Below are 19295 nucleotides of genomic sequence, written 5' to 3' on the forward strand. Positions count from 1 at the left end.
CCGTCACCATCTACCGCCATCCCCGGCCGTCCGCATCCAGGTTGCACGGGGCGCCCCCCGATCTGACAGCCGCCCCGTCGGCATCGCGCCGCAGCTGCGCTACACTCGCGCTTTCTTCCTCGCATCCCGCCATCCATGATCGGTCGCATCGCCGGCATCCTGCTCGAAAAGAATCCGCCTCACCTGCTCGTCGACTGCAATGGCGTCGGCTACGAAATCGACGTGCCGATGAGTACCTTCTACAACCTGCCGCAAACGGGCGAACGCGTCGTCCTGCTCACGCAGCAGATCGTTCGCGAAGACGCGCACCTGCTGTACGGCTTCCTGACGCCGCAAGAGCGCACGACCTTCCGCGAACTGCTGAAGATCACCGGCATCGGCGCGCGCATGGCGCTCGCCGTGCTGTCCGGCATGAGCGTGCAGGAGCTCGCGCAGGCCGTGACGATGCAGGACGCCGCACGCCTCACGCGCCTGCCAGGCATCGGCAAGAAGACTGCCGAACGCCTGCTGCTCGAGCTGAAGGGCAAGCTCGGCGCGGACCTCGGCGCGCTCGCCGGCGCCGCGTCGCCGTCCGATCACGCGACTGACATCCTCAACGCGCTCGTCGCGCTCGGCTATTCCGAAAAGGAAGGTCTCGCCGCGATCAAGAACGTGCCGGCGGGCACCGGCGTGTCGGAAGGCATCAAGTTCGCGCTGAAGGCGCTGTCGAAGGTGTAACGGCCGCCCGAGCCGGTTGTCGGAACCACCTGTCGGAGCGAGTGTCGCGCCGCCGTGCGGGGCGCGCCAGTCGGCCGTTCGGCCAGTTCGGCCGCGCGACGGTGCGCGGTACAATGGCCGCATGATTGAAACCGACAAACTTGCCGCCGAGCGGATCATCGCCGCCACGCCCGCCTCGTCGCACGAGGAGGTGTTCGAACGCGCGCTGCGGCCGCGCCAGCTCGACGACTACGTCGGCCAGGAAAAGGTGCGCGGCCAGCTCGAGATCTTCATCGAAGCCGCGAAGCGCCGTTCCGAGCCGCTCGACCACGTGCTGCTGTTCGGGCCGCCGGGCCTCGGCAAGACGACCCTCGCGCACATCATCGCGCGTGAAATGGGCGTGAACCTGCGGCAGACGTCGGGCCCCGTGCTCGAACGCGCGGGCGACCTCGCCGCGCTGCTGACCAACCTCGAAGCGAACGACGTGCTGTTCATCGACGAGATCCACCGTCTGTCGCCGGTCGTCGAGGAAATCCTGTATCCGGCGCTCGAGGATTACCAGATCGACATCATGATCGGTGAAGGGCCGGCCGCGCGCAGCGTGAAGCTCGACCTGCAGCCGTTCACGCTCGTGGGTGCGACCACGCGCGCGGGGATGCTGACCAATCCGCTGCGCGACCGCTTCGGTATCGTCGCCCGGCTCGAGTTCTACGATGCCGATCAGCTGTCGCGCATCGTGCGCCGCTCGGCGTCGCTGCTGAACGCGCAGATCGATCCAAATGGCGCGCTGGAGATCGCGAAGCGCTCGCGCGGCACGCCGCGGATTGCGAACCGGCTGCTGCGCCGCGTGCGCGACTATGCGGAAGTGAAGGCCGACGGCCAGATCACCGCGGCCGTCGCCGACGCCGCGCTCGCAATGCTCGACGTCGATCCGGTCGGCTTCGACCTGATGGACCGCAAGCTGCTCGAGGCAATCCTGCACAAGTTCGACGGCGGTCCGGTCGGCATCGACAACCTCGCGGCGGCGATCGGCGAGGAGCGCGACACGATCGAGGACGTGCTCGAACCATATCTGATCCAGCAGGGCTTCCTGCAGCGCACGCCGCGCGGGCGAGTCGCGACGCTGCTCACGTATCGCCACTTCGGGCTTTCCGCGCCCGACGTCCGCAACACCGAACGCGACATGTGGGATACCCCGGACGGGAAGTAACCCGCTGCCAGCACGAAGCCAGCCATGACCACGCCGCCCAGCTCACACCGCTCCGCCCCGGCACCGGGCCCGCGCTGGGCCGAGCCGATCCGCAAACGGCTCGTGGCGGGCGTCACGCACCTGACGGCAGGCGGCGGCGGTCCGTCGATCGATCTGTCGTCCCCGCCCGGCGACCCGGGGCTGTTCGGCCCCGATGCGATCTGCTGGCGCGTGCATGCCGATTTCACGTCGATGATGACGGGCGGCATCGCCGCGCTGCTGCTGCAGGCACTCCACCCGCTCGCGCTTGCGGGCGTCTGGGATCACTCGTCGTTCCGCACCGACATCCTCGGCCGCTTGCGGCGCACCGCGACGTTCATCACGGGCACGACGTTCGGCAGCCGCGCGGACGCCCTGGCGCTGATCGAACGCGTGAAGGCGATCCACGCGCGCGTCTCGGGCACCGCGCCCGACGGCCGTCCATACCGGGCCGACGATCCGGCGTTGCTCACGTGGGTGCATGTCGCGGAAGTATCGAGCTTCCTCGCCGCGCACTTGCGCTATGTGAATCCGTCGCTGCCGGACGAACTGCAGGACGGCTACTACGCCGAAACGGCGTTGATCGCCGAGTTGCTGGGCGCCGTGGACGTCCCGCGTTCACGCGCCGAAGTCGCGACGTATCTCGCGCGAATGCAGCCTGAACTCGCGGCGGGGCCGCGCACGTTCGACGTGATGGATATCCTGATGAACGCGCCGGTCGCCACGCCGGCACTGCGTCCGGCCGCGTCGCTGATGATGCATGCTGGAATCGACCTGCTGCCGCCCTGGGCGCAACGGATGCTGCGCGTAGCGACGTTCGCGCCGCTGCGGCGCGCGGTGGTGCGTCCAGGGGTCCGGGCCGTCGCGCCGGTGCTGCGCTGGGCGCTGGTCAATGGTGCGTCGAAACGCGCACGACGCCGCGCGGCCGCGACACCGCCCGACGGCACGCCTCCCGGCTGACGGCTCTGCTGATCGTCTACCCGAAACAGGCTGACGATCCTGCGCCCGCGCGCGGTCGCGTGACCGGGCGTCAATCCTGCCCGCTCCCAGCGCGGCATTCCGCTCAATGGATATATCCGTGACGAGCAGGCGCACACGCCCGGATCAAAGCACCTTGCGATACCCGTCGTCGTCGCTCGCGGTATCGAGATGCGACACGTCGGCCCAATGGACGATCTGCGCGCGACCATCGACGTAATCGACGACATTGATGCTCGTGTTGAGCAGTTGATAGCTGCGCGGCGCTGCCAGGTCGATGCCGTTTGCAAAGCGATAGACGCAGTCGAGCACGCCGCCGTGCGCGACGCATGCGATGCGTCCGCCCGGATGCGACGCGACGATCGGCTCGAGCGCATGCAGCACACGGTGATAGAACTCGCGCTGCGACTCGCCGCCGTCGGGCGCGAAGCCGGGGTCGCGCGTCTGCCATGCGGCATACGCATCCGGGAACAGCGTCTCGATCTCGGTGCTGTCATGCCCCTGGAACACGCCGTACGAGCGTTCGCGCAGCCCTTCGCGCAACTGCAGCGGCAGCCCGAGCGCATCGGCGAAGGGTTGCGCGGTCTGCTGCGCGCGCATCAGGTCGCTCGAATAAATCGCGTCGATGCGCTGGCCGTCGCGCGCTTCGCGCACCAGCCGGGCCGCCAACCGCTGCGCCTGCGCGAGCCCCGTGTCGGCCAGCGGAATGTCGATATGGCCCTGGATCCGCTTGATGCGGTTCCAGGCCGTCTCGCCATGGCGAATGAACAGGATTTGCGTGGTTGCCATCGCGGCGCGTCTCCGGGAAAGTATCAGGGCCGCTCAGGGCCGCACTTGCAGCCAGAACGTCACCGGGCCGTCGTTGACGAGCGACACCTGCATGTCGGCGCCGAACTCGCCGGTCTCGACGACCGAATGACGCGCGCGCGCGGCCGCGACGAAATAGTCGAACAGGCGCGCGCCTTCGTCGGGCGGCGCCGCCGGCGTGAAGCTCGGCCGCAGCCCGCTGTTGGTATCAGCGGCGAGTGTGAACTGCGACACGAGCAGCAGCCCGCCGGCGCGGCCTGCGCCGTCGATGTTCGACACCGGCAGGTTCATCTTGCCGGCCGCGTCACTGAACACGCGGTAGCCCAGCACCTTCGCGAGCAGTTTGTCGGCCACGGCCTCGGTGTCGCCGCGCTCCGCGCAGACGAGCGCGAGCAGGCCCGGGCCGATCTCGCCGGTCGTGCGGTCGCCGACGCGCACGTCGGCGCGCTTCACGCGCTGAATCAGCGCGATCATGCGGTCAGCGTGACGCGCGCGAAGCGGCGCTTGCCGACCTGGACGACGAACTCGCCGGCATCGACCTTCAGGCCCTTGTCGGACACCGTCGCGCCGTCGATCTTCACACCGCCCTGCTCGATGTTGCGCAGCGCTTCGCTCGTCGACGGCACGAGGCCCGCCTGCTTCAGCAACTGGCCGATCGCGAGCGGTGCGCCCGCGAGCGTGACCGACGGGATATCGTCCGGCACGCCGCCCTTCGCGCGGTGGTTGAAATCCTCCAGCGCCCGCTCGGCATCGGCCTGCGAGTGGAAGCGCGCGACGATTTCCTGCGCGAGCAGCACCTTGAAGTCGCGCGGGTTGCGGCCGCCTTCTGCGTCGCGCTTGAAGCCGGCGATTTCTTCCATGCTGCGGAACGACAGCAGTTCGAAGTAACGCCACATCAGCGTGTCCGAGATGCTCATCAGCTTGCCGAACATGTCGGTCGGCTTCTCGCTGATGCCGACGTAGTTGCCCTTCGACTTCGACATCTTCTCGACGCCGTCCAGGCCTTCGAGGAGCGGCATCGTCAGAATGCACTGCTGTTCCTGGCCGTATTGCTTCTGCAGTTCGCGGCCGACCAGCAGGTTGAACTTCTGATCGGTGCCGCCGAGCTCGAGGTCGGCATTCAGCGCGACCGAGTCGTAGCCCTGCATCAGCGGGTACAGGAATTCGTGGATCGAGATCGGCACGCCGCTCTGGAAGCGCTTCGTGAAGTCCTCGCGCTCGAGAATCCGCGCGACGGTGTAACGCGACGCGAGCTTGATCATGCCGTCGGCGCCGAGCGGCATCGACCATTCGCTGTTGTAGCGGATCTCGGTCTTGTCGCGATCGAGCACGAGCGCGGCCTGCTCGAAATAGGTCTTCGCGTTCGCTTCGATCTGCTCGCGCGTGAGCGGCGGCCGCGTCGCGTTGCGGCCCGACGGATCGCCGATCAGCGACGTGAAATCGCCGATCAGGAAGATTACCGTGTGACCGAGGTCCTGCAGCTGACGCATCTTGTTCAGCACGACCGTATGGCCGATGTGAATGTCGGGCGCGGTCGGATCGAGGCCGAGCTTGATGCGCAGCGGCGTGCCGGTGGCCGCGCTGCGCGCGAGCTTCTGCGCGAATTCTTCCTCGATCAGCAGTTCGTCGACGCCGCGCTTCGTGACGGCGAGCGCATGGCGGACTTCGTCGGTGATCGGGAAAACAGGCTTGGAACTGGGTTCGGTGCTCATCGGTGCCGGGAAGAATGTCGCAAAGACAGGGATTTTCCCATAACTTGCGCGTGGATCGCTTAACGACGCGTCAGGTTGCGCGGATAATCGGGCGCAAGGCGCGCGGCACCGGCCCGCGCCGCATGATCGAGGAGAACCCAACGTGCCGCAACGACATCCGCAACCCGCCCATCCTGCCGACGGCATTTACTTCGGGCTGATGTCGGGAACCAGCATGGACGGCGTCGATGGCGTCGCCGTGCGTTTCGAGACGGGCAAGGCGCCCGTCGTGCTCGCGGAAGCGTTCGTCGGCTTCGCGCAGTCGCTGCGCGACGCGCTGTTCGCGCTGCAGCAGCCCGGCGACAACGAAATCGATCGCGAATCGGTCGCGGCGAACGCGCTCGTCGCACGCTACGCGGTGTGCTGCCACGAGCTGCAGCGCACGGCCGGGCTGGCGCGCGACGACATCCGCGCGATCGGCGTGCACGGCCAGACGGTGCGGCATCGTCCGGAGCGCGGCTACACGCGTCAGCTCAACAATCCGGCGTTGCTCGCGGAGCTCGCGCATATCGACGTCATCGCCGATTTCCGCAGCCGCGACGTCGCGGCAGGCGGCCACGGCGCCCCGCTCGCGCCGGCATTTCATGCGACGGTGTTCGGGGCCGCCGGCGACACGCGGGTCGTCTGCAATCTCGGCGGGATCAGCAATATCACGATCCTGCCCGCCGCAGGCGGCGACGTGCGCGGCTTCGACTGCGGCCCCGCGAATGCGCTGCTCGACGCATGGGCGACACGCCACCTCGGCAAGCCGTACGACGACGGCGGCAAGTTCGCCGCGCGCGGAACCGTGCACGCGCCGCTGCTCGACGCGCTGCTCGCGGAACCGTACTTCACCGCGCCGCCGCCGAAGAGTACCGGCCGCGACCTGTTCAATCCCGCGTGGCTCGACGCGAAGCTGACGGCGTTCCCGCAGGTCGCGCCCGAAGACGTGCAGGCCACGCTGACCGCGCTCACGGCCGTGTCGGTCGCGCGCGAAATCGCGCAGCATGCGGCGGATTGCAGCGCCGTGTTCGTCTGCGGCGGCGGCGCGCGCAATCCTGTGCTGCTGGCCGCGCTGAAGGACGCACTGCGCGACGCCGGCGTGCCGGCGGCGGTCGACACCACTGCCGCGCTCGGCGTGCCGCCGCAGCAGGTCGAGGCGCTCGCGTTCGCGTGGCTCGCGTACCGCTTTACCGCCCGCCAGCCGGGAAATCTTGCAAGCGTGACCGGTGCGGCGGGCGAACGCGTGCTCGGCGCCCTCTACCCACGCTGACGACCCGCCAGCACGACGCACGCGTTCACGCCGCGCACGGGAATAAAAAAACGGGGCATGTAGCCCCGTTTTCATTCTGGCGAACCGGACACGTCCGTCGCGCGCTCAGACCGAGAACGACGAGCCGCACCCGCAGGTGGTCGTGGCATTCGGGTTCTTGATCACGAACTGGGCGCCATTGAGGTCGTCCTTGTAGTCGATCTCGGCGCCGACCAGATACTGGTAGCTCATCGAGTCGATCAGCAGCTGGACGCCATTCTTGTTCATCACGGTGTCGTCCTCGTTGACTTCCTCGTCGAACGTGAAGCCATACTGGAAGCCCGAGCAGCCGCCGCCTTGCACGAACACGCGCAGCTTCAGGTCGGGATTGCCCTCTTCGTCGATCAGTTGCTTGACCTTGTCGGCCGCGGCGTCGGTGAAGACGAACGGTACCGGCATTTCGGCCGTCGTTGCTGCGGATTCGGTAACAGCGTTCATGCGAACTCTCCAAAAAGCTTTAGCCGCTATTGTAGGGCCGATCAGAAGATCGTGCTGATGTCCATGAAATCAATAGGTTCTTGTTGATTTCAGTTCACGAAACGTTCCGCGGGCGCCGCCGCGCGGGCATAAAAAAACCGCCAGCGCGATGACTGGCGGTTTTTCGGGCGGACGCCGCCCGAAGGCGACGCGGCCATGAAGCGAAATTAACGCTTCGAGAACTGCTTTGCGCGGCGTGCCTTGCGCAGACCAACCTTCTTACGCTCGACTTCACGTGCATCGCGCGTGACGAAGCCTGCGTTCGACAGCGACGGCTTCAGCGTCGCATCGTAGTCGATCAGTGCGCGGGTGATGCCGTGACGCACTGCGCCTGCCTGGCCCGTTTCACCGCCGCCATTGACGTTGACCTTGATGTCGAACGTCTGGCCGTGGTTCGTGAGTTCCAGCGGCTGACGCACGATCATCAGCGACGTTTCACGCGAGAAGTAGTCAGCGATGGGCTTGCCGTTGACGATGATGTCGCCCTTGCCAGCCTTGATGAAGACACGTGCGACTGCGCTCTTGCGGCGGCCCGTGCCGTAGTTCCAGTTACCGATCATGTGGGCTCCCCTTAGATCTCGAGCGCCTTCGGCTGTTGAGCCGAGTGCGGATGCGTCGCTTCTGCGTAGACCTTCAGCTTCTTGATCATCGCGTAGCCGAGCGGGCCCTTCGGCAGCATGCCCTTGACCGCCTTCTCGAGCGCACGGCCCGGGAAGCGTTCCTGCATCTTGCCGAACGTCGTTTCATAGATACCGCCCGGGTAGCCCGAGTGACGGTAGTACTTCTTGTCCAGAGTCTTGTTGCCCGTGACCTTCAACTTGCTCGCGTTGATGATGATGATGAAATCACCAGTGTCGACGTGCGGGGTGAACTCAGGCTTGTGCTTGCCGCGCAGACGGCGTGCCACTTCGCTGGCAACACGGCCGAGAACCTTATCCGTCGCGTCAATCACGTACCATTCGCGCGTCACCTCATGGGCTTTTGCGGAAAACGTCTTCATGATCGATCCAAAAAAAATGCTTTGCCCGATGTGTTCTTCCTGCTTGTCTGAGTGCGCTTCGAGGCGCGGTGCAGGCTCTCCCTGTTCTTTTTCCGTGGGCATGAATGCGGAAAAGCCCTGAATTATAAAGGAAATACCGCGCCTCGGTCAAAGAGAATCCGCGTCCCGCGACACCCGGCGTCCGAAATGGGCCAAAATTCGGTCGTGCCCCATCTACGCTTGGCGAACCGACCGCCCGCGCCGGCACCCGTCGACGCGCGACACCTGACCTTGCCGCGCCCGACCGGCCAGATCCGAGAAAACGAACAAACAAGCATGATGAAACAACGACTTACACCCTTTCTCGCGGCTGCGCTGATGGCCGCCGCGGCACCTGCCACCGCAGCCCGGGCCGGTTGCGAGGCCAAGCTCGCAGCGCTCGACGCGCGCATCGCCGACGCGCGAGACGCGCATGCCGAAGATCGCGTCGCCCGCCTGCGCGCGGTGCGCGATCGCGTGCACCACTTCTGCGCCCGCAGCCGCGAGCACGCGTCCGCCGCCCACGCTTCGCCGCCGCCCGCACGTTCCGGCGAGGCGCCGGCCGCCACGGCGCCGGCGGCCGCAGCATCGCAGCCCGCCGCACGACAACCTGCGTAATCCACGTCCACCACGGATATCGGCGCGCGCAGCGTGCGCACCGATGTTTGCATTGGACGAAAAAAAGCCCGAACGGCTGGTTCGGGCTTAATCCACCTTAGGAGGAGGGTGGAGGAGACATTCGGAGGTTGCCGCAGCGCGACAACCAATGACGCTTATTATACGAAGCGGTTGCCGACTGCACAAGAAAATTTGCATTACGAAATCGCACACCACAATGCGGGATTGTCGACGAATCGCCGGCCTCGGAAATTTTTCTTTTAAAATCATCAAGTTCCGGCACATTTGCGACGAGCGGACACCGCCCCATCTAGAGCAAAACCCCTAAAGGCATCGTGGAATGCGCGCTGCGTCGGCGGGTGCGGCTGCCTGTTCGCCGGTCGGGCGTTTCGCTTCGTGCAGCGCATCAGCCGACCGTTGCGCCACGGGCTACAATGCAGGATCGAATCCGAATCAGGCAACGCTGGAGTGCAAGCATGGAATGCAAAGTAAGCTGGATGGGTCAGGACGGCATGGCGTTTTCGGCCCAGACCGGAAGCGGGCACCTCGTCGCGATGGACGGCGCGCCGGAGGGCGGCGGCCATAACCTCGCGCCGCGCCCGATGGAGATGGTGCTGGTCGGCACCGGCGGCTGCACTGCGTACGACGTCGTGCTGATCCTGAAGAAGAGCCGGCAGGAAGTCACCGGCTGCTCGGTCACGCTGAAGGCAGAACGCGCAAGCGAGGACCCGAAGGTGTTCACGAAAGTGCACTTCCACTTTACCGTCACGGGCCGCAACCTGAATCCGGCCACGGTCGAGCGCGCGATCAACCTGTCGCATGACAAGTACTGCTCCGCATCGATCATGATCGCGAAAACGGCCGAGCTGACGCACTCGTTCGACATCGTCGCGTCCTGAACGCGCGGCGGTCGCGCATGAAAAAAGGGCCGGCGCTCCGTGACGAGCGCCGGCCCTTTCGCATTCGAGCGGCAAAGCTGGCCGATAAGCCGGATTCTGTGCACGCCGCACGCCGAAGCGTGCCGCGCGTGGCAGTCATTCCTCTAGGCGCGCCATTGCTGACGCGCTCAAGCTTCCTACCCGCAGACGAGACGGGGGCCCCGTCCTGCATCCGAAAATGCGCGCCTGCCTACTTGGAATTGCTCCGGGTGGAGGTTACCGTGCCGGCGAACGTCGCCGTCGCCGCGGTGCGCTCTTACCGCACCGTTTCACCCTTACCTGATCCCGGCTTGCGCCGGGCCATCGGCGGTTTGCTTTCTGTTGCCCTGTTCCGCGTGTCGCCACGGATGGCCGTTAGCCATCACCCTGCCCTGTGGAGTCCGGACTTTCCTCGCCCCTGCCTGCCCGAAGGCGGCAAGGCCGCGACTGCCTGGCCTGCTTTGCGATGCGCATTCTAGCACTGCGCGCCGTCGGCGGCAGCCCGACTGCGGCGGCCGCTGCGGAACACGGCCGGATCGTCGTAAAACGACGGCGCCGCATTCGCATCGCACCAGCCCGGCACGCCGAGCACCGGCAGCGGCGCGAAATCGCGGCTCGTCAGCGCGCGCGTCGCGAGTTCGCCGGCGATCTGCGCATCGACATGCGCGGCACGCTGCGCGTCGGGCCACGAAAAATAGTCGTCACTCACTTCGACGATCCACGTGTGTGCGGTGCAGGACTTGTAAGGCGCGACGAGCTTCTCGAGCAGCGCATGGCCGACGAGCCGGGCCTCGCAACGCGCGCCCCACGCGTCGCGCGCGGCAACCAGAAGCTGCTGCCAGTCGAAGCCGCGCAGCGCATCGGCGAGCGTGCGGTCGGCCGTCACGAACAGCGCGGCGTTTTCATCGAACAGCGTCAGCGCATCGCGCAGTGTGCCGCGCACGGGCCCGACACCGCCCGCCGCGTCGATCGCCGCGGCCTGGCGTGCGTTCAGCGCGGCCTTGATACGCGGATATGCGAACCAGACGAGTGCATTGAAGAAGTCGTGCAGATTGTGGCGGGTCGGCACGCGGCCCGTGTCGGCGATATGGGTTTCGTACGCGATGCCCGCCGGGAGCTCGGCCTGCGGCGCGAACCGCAGCGGCTTGCCGCGGCCGCTCGCGCGCGCGCCGCCGCGCAGCGCGTCGTTCAGCGCATCGAGCAACGCGGGCTCGCCGGCGATCGCGGCGGCCTGCAGCGCACGCCCGTGCACGCGATAAGGCGCGAGCCACGGCGCGGACCAGTCGATCCGCGCGAACGCCGCCGCCCCGCTGCCGTCCGTCTGGCCGGCGCCGCGCGGCGGCGAGCCGGTCATGCGAATTTCCAGCCGATCGTTTCGCCGGCGCGCAGCGGCACGACCGGCGTATCCCCGGCGAAAACCTCGCGCGGCAATTCCCACGTCTCGCGACGCAGCGTGATCGTGTCGGTGCTGTGCGGAAGCCCGTAGAAATCGGCGCCGAAGCGGCTCGCAAAATTTTCCAGCTTGTCGAGCGCGCCCGCCTGGTCGAATGCTTCCGCGTACAGCTCGAGCGCGTGCAGGGCCGTGTAGCAGCCCGCGCAGCCGCACGCCGTTTCCTTCGCGCCGCGCGCGTGCGGCGCGCTGTCGGTGCCGAGGAAGAAGCGCGGGTTGCCCGACGTCGCTGCTTCGACGAGCGCGACGCGGTGCGTCTCGCGCTTGAGCACCGGCAGGCAGTAGTAGTGCGGGCGAATCCCGCCGACGAACAACGCGTTGCGGCTGTACAGCATGTGCTGCGGCGTGATCGTCGCGCCGAGCAGGCCCGGCGCCGCGTCGGCGTCGCGCACGTAGTCGGCCGCATCCTTCGTCGTGATGTGCTCGAACACGACCTTCAGGCCCGGAAAATCGCAGCGCAGCGGCGTCATTACACGGTCGATGAACACCTTCTCGCGATCGAACATGTCGACCGCCGGATCGGTCACTTCGCCGTGCACGAGCAGCGGCATGCCGGTTTCCTGCATCACCTCGAGCGTCTTCGCGCACTTCGCGAGATCGCTGACGCCATGGTCGGAATTCGTTGTCGCGCCGGCCGGATACAGCTTCACGCCGTGCACGAAGCCGCTATCGCGCGCGCGGCGGATTTCGTCGGGCGCCGTGTTGTCGGTCAGGTACAGCGTCATCAGCGGCTCGAACGCCATCCCCGCCGGCAGTGCGGCGAGGATCCGCTCGCGATACGCTTGCGCGTGCGCGGTGGTCGTGACGGGCGGCTTCAGGTTCGGCATCACGATCGCACGGGCGAACTGGCGCGCTGTGTGCGGCAGCACCGCGGCCAGCATGTCGCCGTCGCGCAGGTGCAGGTGCAGGTCGTCGGGACGGGCGAGCGTGAGCGTCGCCGGAGAGGAAGCGTTCGAGGCAGTCATAGGAGGCGTCGTGAGGAACGGGCTGGCCATCTGCGGGGCCGGAACGCGTGCGCGGGCCGACTGACGGCAAACCGCAACACGCGGCCTTCGGCCGGCGGAATCCGCTTTTTACCGCTCGAGGCTCGGTGATATGCTAGGAGCCACATTGTACCGGGGTTCACCCGGTTGGTTACCCTGCTTCCGCGCCCCGCCCCAAGTAAAATGTGCCAACTCCTAGGAATGAACTGCGCCGCACCGACGGACGTCACATTCTCCTTCACGGGTTTCGCGGCCCGGGGCGGCCTCACCGATCACCATGCCGACGGCTGGGGAATCGCGTTCTTCGAGGACAAGGCGTGCCGCCTCTTCATCGACCACCAGGCATCGGCCACGTCGCCGATCGCCGAGATGGTGAAGCGCTATCCGATCAAGTCCAAGAACACGATCGCGCACATCCGCAAGGCCACGCAGGGCCACATCCTGCTCGAGAACAGCCATCCTTTCATGCGCGAGCTGTGGGGACGCCACTGGATCTTCGCGCATAACGGCGATCTGCAGGACTACGAACCCGATCTCGACGGCAGCGTCTACCATCCGGTCGGCACCACCGACAGCGAGAAGGCGTTCTGCGTGCTGATGCAGGGGCTGCGCGAAGCGTTTCCCGGCGCCCAGCCGCCGTTGCCGGAGCTGTTCGAGCGCGTTGGCGAGCTGACGCGCGGGATCACCGATCACGGCGTGTTCAATTTCCTGATGTCGAACGGCCAGGCGCTGTTCGCGCACTGCTCGACGCGGCTGCACTACCTCGTGCGTCGCTGGCCGTTCTCGACCGCGCATCTGGTCGACGAAGACCTGTCGATCGACTTCGCGAAATACACGACGCCCGAGGATCGCGTCGCGGTAATCGCCACGCAGCCGCTGACCGACAACGAAGTCTGGACCTCGTTCGAACCGGGCGAGCTGATCATGTTCCAGTGCGGCGACGTCGCCGCGCGCATGCAGATTCCGGTTCCCGAACGCGTGCTCGAGAAACTGCGCAACCCGGCGCTCGACGCATCGGCGTCCGCGCCGTGCGCGGACGCGCGTCTCGAAGCGCTCGCGGCAACCGCCGCGAACGACGCCGACGACGCGATCGACTTCTGAGCGGCGTCGTTTCGGCGTCGCTCCCGCTTCTCGCTTCCCGTCACATCGCGATGCAGTGTCGCAGCGGCCGGCGGCCGCTCGCTCGCTTGTCGCGTCGCATTGTCCGCCGCTGAACCAGCCTCACGATCGGTAGAAAATCGCGCCGCTCAGCCGCCGGCAGTCCCGCTTTCGTTTCATACACGCCACACATTCGCATGCCGCACGGGATTCACACAACATTCGCTTGATTTTATTAATGTTCCCGAGAAAATAACAAATACACGGCACAAATAATCCAGCCAACTCGCACTTATATAATCCGGAAGCCCGATATTATCGCGCCCGCCCTCTGCGAACAGTGCGCCAGATCACCGATTCCCCACGCGACATTCCGCCCCCGAAAAACTACAACAAACCCTTGACCCACAAGGCTTTCAGTTCGATCAATCACACAATTCAAAAAGACAGGACAAAATCGTCGTTATCACCACATTTCTCATTTTTTGATTATCTACCTGGCGCACCGATTAGTAGACTGCCTCCGTCCTCGGTGTAACGGATCACGATTGGCGCGATATCGGCAACGCGGCAATGGCTGTCGCGCGCCCTTTTTTCGCCATTTTCCCGCCGTGGAATGCGCTTTCACCGCGCCGCGGTGGATATCACTTCAAAAAAAGAAAGAGGGGCATGTCGTGAATCATTCATTTCGATCGATATGGAGCGAAGCCGCCGGCTGCTGGGTCGCGGTGGCGGAAACGACTCGTGCGCGCGGCAAGCGCTCCGGCCGGGAATCGCGCGCGAGCCGCCGTGCAGGCCGCCCGGCACTGCGCCGCTCCGCGCTGCGGGCCGCCGTGCTCGGCACCGCACTGGCCGTGCTGCCGGCCGGTTACGCGTACGCATCGGCCTGCGGCGACGGTTCACCGGTCGCGAGCGGCGGCAGTTGCACGCCGGGCAGCTTCAGCCCGACGGTCAACGACAACCTCGCGGGCGCGACGCAGGTCGCGGGCGGCGATACGGTCGGCGTGACCGGCGCGTGGACGAGCCAGAACGCCGGCGACGCCGGCTACACGCGCGTTCCGTTCGGCACGACGACGATCGTGTCGGGGAATCCGGACCAGCCGCTCGTCTCGCTCGGCGGCAAGACCCAGAGCGTGAGCACGCCCGATTCGATCACAAGCACGCACACGTCGGTCGCCACGTACAACTCGTCCGCGTTTGCCGCGTCGACGGCCGGCGCGACCAACGTGCCCGTTTATCGCGACGTGAACGGCGACCAGTACGTGAACACGCGCATCGGCACCGTCGACCGTTCAGGCGGCACGCTGAACGTGTCGATCGGCAACCCGGCGAACGCGCCGGACGCAGCCGGCAACGCGATCACGCTCGCCGCGAAGCAAACCGATCTCGCATTCGCCGACGGCACGGGCTCGACGCCGAGCGTCGTCAACTGGAATGGGCGCAACCGCGTCTGGTTCACGACCGGCGACTACCTCGCAAGCGGCGGCCCGGTCGGCAACCTGCAGCTCGACGTACCGGCCTATGCAGGCACCTTCACGGCGTTCGACGGCAGCACGTGGACCGTCAACGACGCCGCATCGCTCGCGGCCTACAACGACTTCCTCGTGCGTTCGGTGAAAAGCGGCGCGCTCGGCTCGCAGGCCGCATACGATACTGCGTTCGGCCAGGCAGTCACGTTCACGCAGCAAAACTTCCAGTACGCGAACAACGTGTCCGCCGGCGACAAGAACACACTGCAGATCGATCATCTGTCGGTGATGCACGGCACAGGCGCGAATGCGACGCTGCACATCGGCCACGACGGGCAGATCGATTTTCGCGGCACCAGCACGATCGAATCGAGCTCGGCCGTCCTCGCGGAAAACGGCGCGCACTTCGTCAACGACGGCCGCCTGTCCGGCGATTTCACGCTGGTGCGCCTGCTCACCGGCGCGAGCGGCATCAACAACGGTGTGATCTCGTCCGGCTACGCGGCCGGCGACAACGTCGACACGAGCAGCAGCACGCCGCCCGACAATTTCGGGTTCCACGCGTACACCGAAGGCAACGGCGTGTACGCGAGCGGCACCGGCACCACGTTCGTGAACAACGGCGTGATGAACGTCGGCGCATGGACGCTCGACGGCAATCGTCCCGACCTGCAGAACTACGCGGTGGGCGTGACGTCGGGCGCGAGTGCGTCGAATGCCGGCACGATCAACGTCGGCGTGAACGCGACGACGCTCGACAGCCAGGTGATCGGCGGGTTCGCGGCCGGCGGCAGCTTCACGAACGAGGCCGGCGGCACGATCTATCTCGGCCGCGCGGCCCAGTACGGGCCGGGCGCCGCGGCGAACGACGTTGCGCTGTCCGCGCATGCGTACGGAATCCTGCTTGGCGCGTCCGGGACCGCCACCAACGTCGGCTCGATCGTGATCGGCTCGCAGACGCAAAACGGCGCCGCAATGGCAAGCATCGGCTCGGCTTCCGGCACGCTGCACAACGCCGGTTCGATCGTCGTGAACGGTGCGGCGCCCGGCACGCCGCTCGCCAACGTCGGCATGCTCGCCGCCAACACCGCGGCGACCGTGACCAACACTGGCACGATCTCGTTGAACGGCGTAAACGGCATCGGCCTCATGGTGGTCGGCACCGGCTCGACCGCGACGGCCGCGACGTCGACCGGCACGATCGACGTCGCCGGCGGCCTGGATCCGGCATCGGACACGCGCAATTACGGCGTGTGGGCCGAAGGCCCGCGCGCGAAGGCCACGGTCGACGGCGCGCTGAACCTGACGGGCACCGGCGCGATCGGCGTGCATGCACGCTCGGGCGCCACCATCGACGTCGGGCCGAACGCGGTACCGCGCTTCATGTCGGGTACGAACCAGACCGGTTTCTACGCGTATGGCGCAGGGTCGCAGATCAACGTCGCCGCACAGCACCTGAGCGTCGATACCGACGATTCGACGCTGTTCCGCATCGCGAGCGGCGCGGCCTACACGGGCGCGTCGGCTGCCGGCACGCTGACGACGGACGTAAACGGCGAACGCGCGCGCGGCGTGCTGGCGACCGGCGCCGGCACGACGCTGTCGACCGGCAACGCCGTCTACAACGTCAACGGTGCGAATGGCATTGCGGTGACGGTCGAGGGCGGCGCGCAGGGTGCGATCGATCCCGGCGCGACCATCAACCTGAACGCGGCCGGCGCGATCGCGGGCGTCGTCGACGGCCAGGCGCACGACCTCGCCGGCGCGAACGCCGGTGCGCCGGTCGCGACGACGCTGGCCAACGATGCGGCGGTCACGTCGTCGAACGCCGGCGTGACCGGTTTCGTCGCGCAGAACCTCGGCACGCTCGCGAACCGCAACACCGTACTGCTGACCGGCGCCGGCTCGACGGGCGTCGTGGTCGGCGCGCTCGGCACGGTGAACAACGCGTCGACGATCCGCGTATCGAACGGCACCGGCGCGCTCGTGCAGGGCGCATCGGCGACGCTGACGAATGCCGGCACGATCGAAGCCGACGACGGCATCGCAGGCGTGCATCTGACCGGCTCGGGTGCATCGGTCGCGTTGTCGGGCACCGGCGCCGTCGTCGCGAACGGCAGCGCCGATGGCGTGCTGGTCGACTCGACGGTGTCCGACGGCGGGATCGCGGCCGGCGCGACGTCGATCGCGGTGCGCGGCACCGGCAACGGCATCGACAACCGCGGCACGAACACGACGATCGTGCTATCGGGCACGCAGCTCGCCACGACAGGCAACGGCGGCGACGCGGTGTCGTCGACGGGTGCCGGTGCGCGCATCGCCGCGAACGCGGCGAGCGCCGTACGTACCGTCGGCGACAACGCGCGCGGCTTCTTCGTGACGGGCGCGGACGCAACGTTGTCGATCGACGGCTCGACCATCGCAACGACCGGGGCCGGCGCACACGCGGTCGTCGCGGGCAGCGGCGCGACCGCACTGCTGTCGGGCGCGAAGCTCTCCACCGCCGGCGCGGCAGCGGACGGCCTCGTCGCGCAGAACGGCGGCCGCATCGGGGACGCGGGCTCGTCGATCGCGAGCGCGGCGGGCAACGGCGCACGCGTCGACGGTGGCGGCGTGCTCGCGCTGACCGGCACGACGCTCAACGGCGCGACGGCCGGCGTGCTCGGCACCGACACGCTCGCGACCGGCGCGACGAGCACGGTGCTGGTCGACGGCGGCAGTGTCGCGTCCGTCGCCGGGCCGGCATTCGCCGCGCGCGGCGGCGTCATCGACATCGCGGTGCGCAACGGCACCGTCGTGACGGCCGGCAACGGCACGCTGCTGGACCTCTCGAACGGCAGCACCGCGACCTTCAACGCATCTGCCGTGAATCTTGCCGGCGACATCGTGTCGGACGCGTCGAGCAACGGCAACGTGTTCCTGACGAACGGCACGACGCTGACCGGCAAGATCGATCCGGTGGCGCTGAGCATCGACGGTTCGAGCGCCTGGCACATGACCGGCAGTTCGGTATTGAGCAGCCTGAACAATGCCGGCCTGGTCGCGTTCGCCGCACCGTCCGGCGCACCGGCGACAGCGGGCAGCTACACGACGCTGACGACGGGCAGCTATGTCGGCAACGGCGGCACGATCGCGCTGCACACTTACCTCGGCGCCGACGCATCGCCGACCGACAGGCTGATCGTGAACGGCGGCGCCGCAAGTGGCACAACCGGGCTGAAGATCGCGAACACGGCCGGCAGCGGCGCGCAGACGACAGGTGACGGAATTCCGGTCGTGCTGACCGCCAACGGCGGCACGACGGCCGCGTCGGCGTTCCATCTCGCGGGCCCGGTACAGGCCGGCGCGTATGAATACCGGCTCTACCGCGGCGGACAAAGCGATGCGAACGGCTGGTACCTGCGTTCGCAGCTGGACCCGACGTCCCCCGGCGATCCCGTCGGTCCGTCCACGATCGACGGCGGCGGCGCCGGCGCCGGCGCCGGCAACAATCTCGCGTACCGTCCGGGCGTGGCGGGCTACGCGATGACGCCGCTGCTGAACGCCGACTACGGCTTCTCGACGCTCGGCAAGCTGCACGAACGCGTCGGCGACATCTACAACCTCGAGAAGCAGGCACCGGGCAACCGCGACGGCGTGTGGGGCCGCATCGGCGGACAGAGCCTCGACGCAAACGCGGGCCGCTTCGCGGCCGACGAGCGCACGTTCTTCGCGCAGTTCGGCAAGGACTGGACGCTCGACCAGGCGCCCGCAGGCGGCAGCACGCACGCGGGCGTGACGGCGAGCATCGGCGTCGCGAACGCCAGCTTCAGCGACATGGCGCGCGCCGCCGCGCCAGGCTTGTCGACGTCGACGGGCTCGGTCGAGATGCATGCGCAGAGCGTCGGCGGCTACTGGACGCGCTACCTGTCCGACGGCACCTACTTCGACACCGTGGGCCAGGTCACGCACTACGGCAACCGCTATCGCGACAGCTACGGCAACGAGGCGTCGCAGAACGGTTTCGGCATCGCGCTGTCGCAGGAAGTCGGCAAGCCGTTCGCGATCGGCGGCCTGCCGGTCGCGGTCGAGCCGCAGGCGCAGTTGATGTATCAGTATCTGAAGCTGAACGGGTTCAACGACAACGTGTCGGCCGTATCGGGCACGACGTCGAATGCGCTGCGCGGACGCGCCGGCGTGCGGATCTTCCGGCCGAACCTCGATGCGAACGCGGGCGGCGGCGCCGCGACGCCGTACTTCACGGCCGACGTGCTGCACGACTTCCTGTCGCCGGGCCAGACGGTGGTGGGCGGCACGCCGTTCGCGACACAGCTGGGCCGCACGTGGTACGAGCTCGGCCTCGGCGTGACCGCAAGCTTCGGCAAGTCCGGCGAGCTGTACGCGAACGTCAAATATGCGCGCAACATCGGCGGCGACTACCGGCGCGGCATCACCGGGCAGGTCGGCTACCGGTACAGCTGGTAGCGCGGCGCGGGCGCCGGCGAAAAAAAACCGCCCGGTGTTCGGCCGGGCGG

General features: G+C 67.2%; 16 protein-coding genes and 1 other RNA gene. 8 read left to right on the forward strand and 9 right to left on the reverse strand.

Annotation, left to right across the window (positions count from 1 at the left end; translation table 11 throughout):
- The first annotated feature begins 135 nt into the window (after positions 1 to 135).
- The 3 genes from ruvA (at position 136) to KDW55_RS19480 (ending at position 2884) form a co-directional block, all read left to right on the forward strand.
- Positions 136 to 717: a Holliday junction branch migration protein RuvA gene (gene ruvA / locus KDW55_RS19470; RefSeq protein WP_212160905.1), complete on the forward strand. Its 582-nt coding sequence runs from the start codon at positions 136 to 138 to the stop codon at positions 715 to 717.
- 121 nt (positions 718 to 838) lie between these two features.
- On the forward strand, positions 839 to 1906 hold the full coding sequence (gene ruvB, locus KDW55_RS19475; RefSeq protein WP_040143424.1) for a Holliday junction branch migration DNA helicase RuvB: 1068 nt from the start codon (positions 839 to 841) through the stop codon (positions 1904 to 1906).
- Between the two features lie 24 nt (positions 1907 to 1930).
- Positions 1931 to 2884 (forward strand): oxygenase MpaB family protein, encoded by a 954-nt coding sequence (locus tag KDW55_RS19480; protein ID WP_212160903.1) that lies wholly within the window; start codon positions 1931 to 1933, stop codon positions 2882 to 2884.
- Positions 2885 to 3028: 144 nt separating this feature from the next.
- Here the strand turns inward: KDW55_RS19480 and KDW55_RS19485 are convergent, their stop codons facing one another.
- Genes KDW55_RS19485 through tyrS form a run of 3 tightly spaced genes read right to left on the reverse strand, consistent with a single transcriptional unit; the run spans position 3029 to position 5421 of the window.
- Positions 3029 to 3691, reverse strand: coding sequence for a histidine phosphatase family protein (locus KDW55_RS19485; protein ID WP_069240973.1), 663 nt, complete (start codon positions 3689 to 3691; stop codon positions 3029 to 3031).
- A 33-nt stretch (positions 3692 to 3724) separates the two neighbouring features.
- Entirely contained in the window at positions 3725 to 4183 is a 459-nt protein-coding gene (gene dtd / locus KDW55_RS19490; protein ID WP_040143421.1) for a D-aminoacyl-tRNA deacylase, read from the reverse strand.
- Complete coding sequence (gene tyrS, locus KDW55_RS19495) at positions 4180 to 5421, reverse strand: tyrosine--tRNA ligase (RefSeq protein ID WP_040143420.1); 1242 nt, start codon at positions 5419 to 5421, stop codon at positions 4180 to 4182. Before tyrS ends, dtd begins: the two co-directional genes overlap by 4 nt.
- 142 nt (positions 5422 to 5563) lie before the next feature.
- On the opposite strand from tyrS, the gene KDW55_RS19500 reads away from it, so the two are divergent.
- Positions 5564 to 6712 carry an anhydro-N-acetylmuramic acid kinase gene (locus KDW55_RS19500; RefSeq protein WP_040144877.1) on the forward strand — a complete coding sequence of 383 codons (1149 nt, stop codon included), beginning with the start codon at positions 5564 to 5566 and terminating at the stop codon, positions 6710 to 6712.
- A 105-nt stretch (positions 6713 to 6817) separates the two neighbouring features.
- Here KDW55_RS19500 and erpA read toward each other — a convergent pair whose 3' ends face one another.
- The 3 genes from erpA to rplM form a co-directional block, all read right to left on the reverse strand.
- Entirely contained in the window at positions 6818 to 7189 is a 372-nt protein-coding gene (erpA, locus tag KDW55_RS19505) for an iron-sulfur cluster insertion protein ErpA (protein ID WP_006751888.1), read from the reverse strand.
- A gap of 206 nt (positions 7190 to 7395) precedes the next feature.
- Complete coding sequence (rpsI, locus tag KDW55_RS19510) at positions 7396 to 7788, reverse strand: 30S ribosomal protein S9 (protein WP_011883283.1); 393 nt, start codon at positions 7786 to 7788, stop codon at positions 7396 to 7398.
- Between the two features lie 11 nt (positions 7789 to 7799).
- Positions 7800 to 8228: a 50S ribosomal protein L13 gene (gene rplM / locus KDW55_RS19515; RefSeq protein WP_009687896.1), complete on the reverse strand. Its 429-nt coding sequence runs from the start codon at positions 8226 to 8228 to the stop codon at positions 7800 to 7802.
- Positions 8229 to 8543: 315 nt separating this feature from the next.
- On the opposite strand from rplM, the gene KDW55_RS19520 reads away from it, so the two are divergent.
- Positions 8544 to 8864 (forward strand): DUF1090 family protein, encoded by a 321-nt coding sequence (locus KDW55_RS19520; protein ID WP_059547891.1) that lies wholly within the window; start codon positions 8544 to 8546, stop codon positions 8862 to 8864.
- A gap of 434 nt (positions 8865 to 9298) precedes the next feature.
- Entirely contained in the window at positions 9299 to 9763 is a 465-nt protein-coding gene (locus tag KDW55_RS19525; protein WP_080294563.1) for an OsmC family protein, read from the forward strand.
- 69 nt (positions 9764 to 9832) lie between these two features.
- On the opposite strand, the gene rnpB is transcribed toward KDW55_RS19525, so the two are convergent.
- From rnpB to pyrC, 3 genes are all read right to left on the reverse strand, one after another.
- Positions 9833 to 10244, reverse strand: an RNA gene (gene rnpB / locus KDW55_RS19530) — RNase P RNA component class A.
- Between the two features lie 12 nt (positions 10245 to 10256).
- Positions 10257 to 11135, reverse strand: a complete 879-nt coding sequence (locus KDW55_RS19535) for a DUF3025 domain-containing protein (RefSeq protein ID WP_040143418.1) — start codon at positions 11133 to 11135, stop codon at positions 10257 to 10259.
- Positions 11132 to 12196 (reverse strand): dihydroorotase, encoded by a 1065-nt coding sequence (pyrC, locus tag KDW55_RS19540; RefSeq protein ID WP_212160902.1) that lies wholly within the window; start codon positions 12194 to 12196, stop codon positions 11132 to 11134. Before pyrC ends, KDW55_RS19535 begins: the two co-directional genes overlap by 4 nt.
- Positions 12197 to 12397: 201 nt before the next feature.
- Between pyrC and KDW55_RS19545 the strand changes: the two genes are divergently transcribed.
- Both KDW55_RS19545 and KDW55_RS19550 read left to right on the forward strand, forming a co-directional pair.
- A complete protein-coding gene (locus KDW55_RS19545; RefSeq protein WP_040143416.1) occupies positions 12398 to 13315 on the forward strand; it encodes a class II glutamine amidotransferase in 918 nt (305 codons plus the stop codon).
- 671 nt (positions 13316 to 13986) lie between these two features.
- Positions 13987 to 19245 carry an autotransporter outer membrane beta-barrel domain-containing protein gene (locus KDW55_RS19550; RefSeq protein ID WP_212198016.1) on the forward strand — a complete coding sequence of 1753 codons (5259 nt, stop codon included), beginning with the start codon at positions 13987 to 13989 and terminating at the stop codon, positions 19243 to 19245.
- Positions 19246 to 19295: the final 50 nt, after the last annotated feature.

Origin of the sequence: Burkholderia sp. AU19243 (assembly GCF_018148075.1) — a bacterium.
Classification (GTDB): domain Bacteria; phylum Pseudomonadota; class Gammaproteobacteria; order Burkholderiales; family Burkholderiaceae; genus Burkholderia; species Burkholderia latens_A.

Bases quoted from the DNA above. Each gene is read 5' to 3' on its own strand.
- ruvA (WP_212160905.1), top strand. From the start codon at position 136: ATGATCGGTCGCATCGCCGGCATCCTGCTCGAAAAGAATCCGCCTCAC.
- ruvB (WP_040143424.1), top strand. From the start codon at position 839: ATGATTGAAACCGACAAACTTGCCGCCGAGCGGATCATCGCCGCCACG.
- KDW55_RS19480 (WP_212160903.1), top strand. From the start codon at position 1,931: ATGACCACGCCGCCCAGCTCACACCGCTCCGCCCCGGCACCGGGCCCG.
- KDW55_RS19485 (WP_069240973.1), bottom strand. From the start codon at position 3,691: ATGGCAACCACGCAAATCCTGTTCATTCGCCATGGCGAGACGGCCTGG.
- dtd (WP_040143421.1), bottom strand. From the start codon at position 4,183: ATGATCGCGCTGATTCAGCGCGTGAAGCGCGCCGACGTGCGCGTCGGC.
- tyrS (WP_040143420.1), bottom strand. From the start codon at position 5,421: ATGAGCACCGAACCCAGTTCCAAGCCTGTTTTCCCGATCACCGACGAA.
- erpA (WP_006751888.1), bottom strand. From the start codon at position 7,189: ATGAACGCTGTTACCGAATCCGCAGCAACGACGGCCGAAATGCCGGTA.
- rpsI (WP_011883283.1), bottom strand. From the start codon at position 7,788: ATGATCGGTAACTGGAACTACGGCACGGGCCGCCGCAAGAGCGCAGTC.
- rplM (WP_009687896.1), bottom strand. From the start codon at position 8,228: ATGAAGACGTTTTCCGCAAAAGCCCATGAGGTGACGCGCGAATGGTAC.
- KDW55_RS19520 (WP_059547891.1), top strand. From the start codon at position 8,544: ATGATGAAACAACGACTTACACCCTTTCTCGCGGCTGCGCTGATGGCC.
- KDW55_RS19525 (WP_080294563.1), top strand. From the start codon at position 9,299: ATGCAGGATCGAATCCGAATCAGGCAACGCTGGAGTGCAAGCATGGAA.
- KDW55_RS19535 (WP_040143418.1), bottom strand. From the start codon at position 11,135: ATGACCGGCTCGCCGCCGCGCGGCGCCGGCCAGACGGACGGCAGCGGG.
- pyrC (WP_212160902.1), bottom strand. From the start codon at position 12,196: ATGACTGCCTCGAACGCTTCCTCTCCGGCGACGCTCACGCTCGCCCGT.
- KDW55_RS19545 (WP_040143416.1), top strand. From the start codon at position 12,398: ATGTGCCAACTCCTAGGAATGAACTGCGCCGCACCGACGGACGTCACA.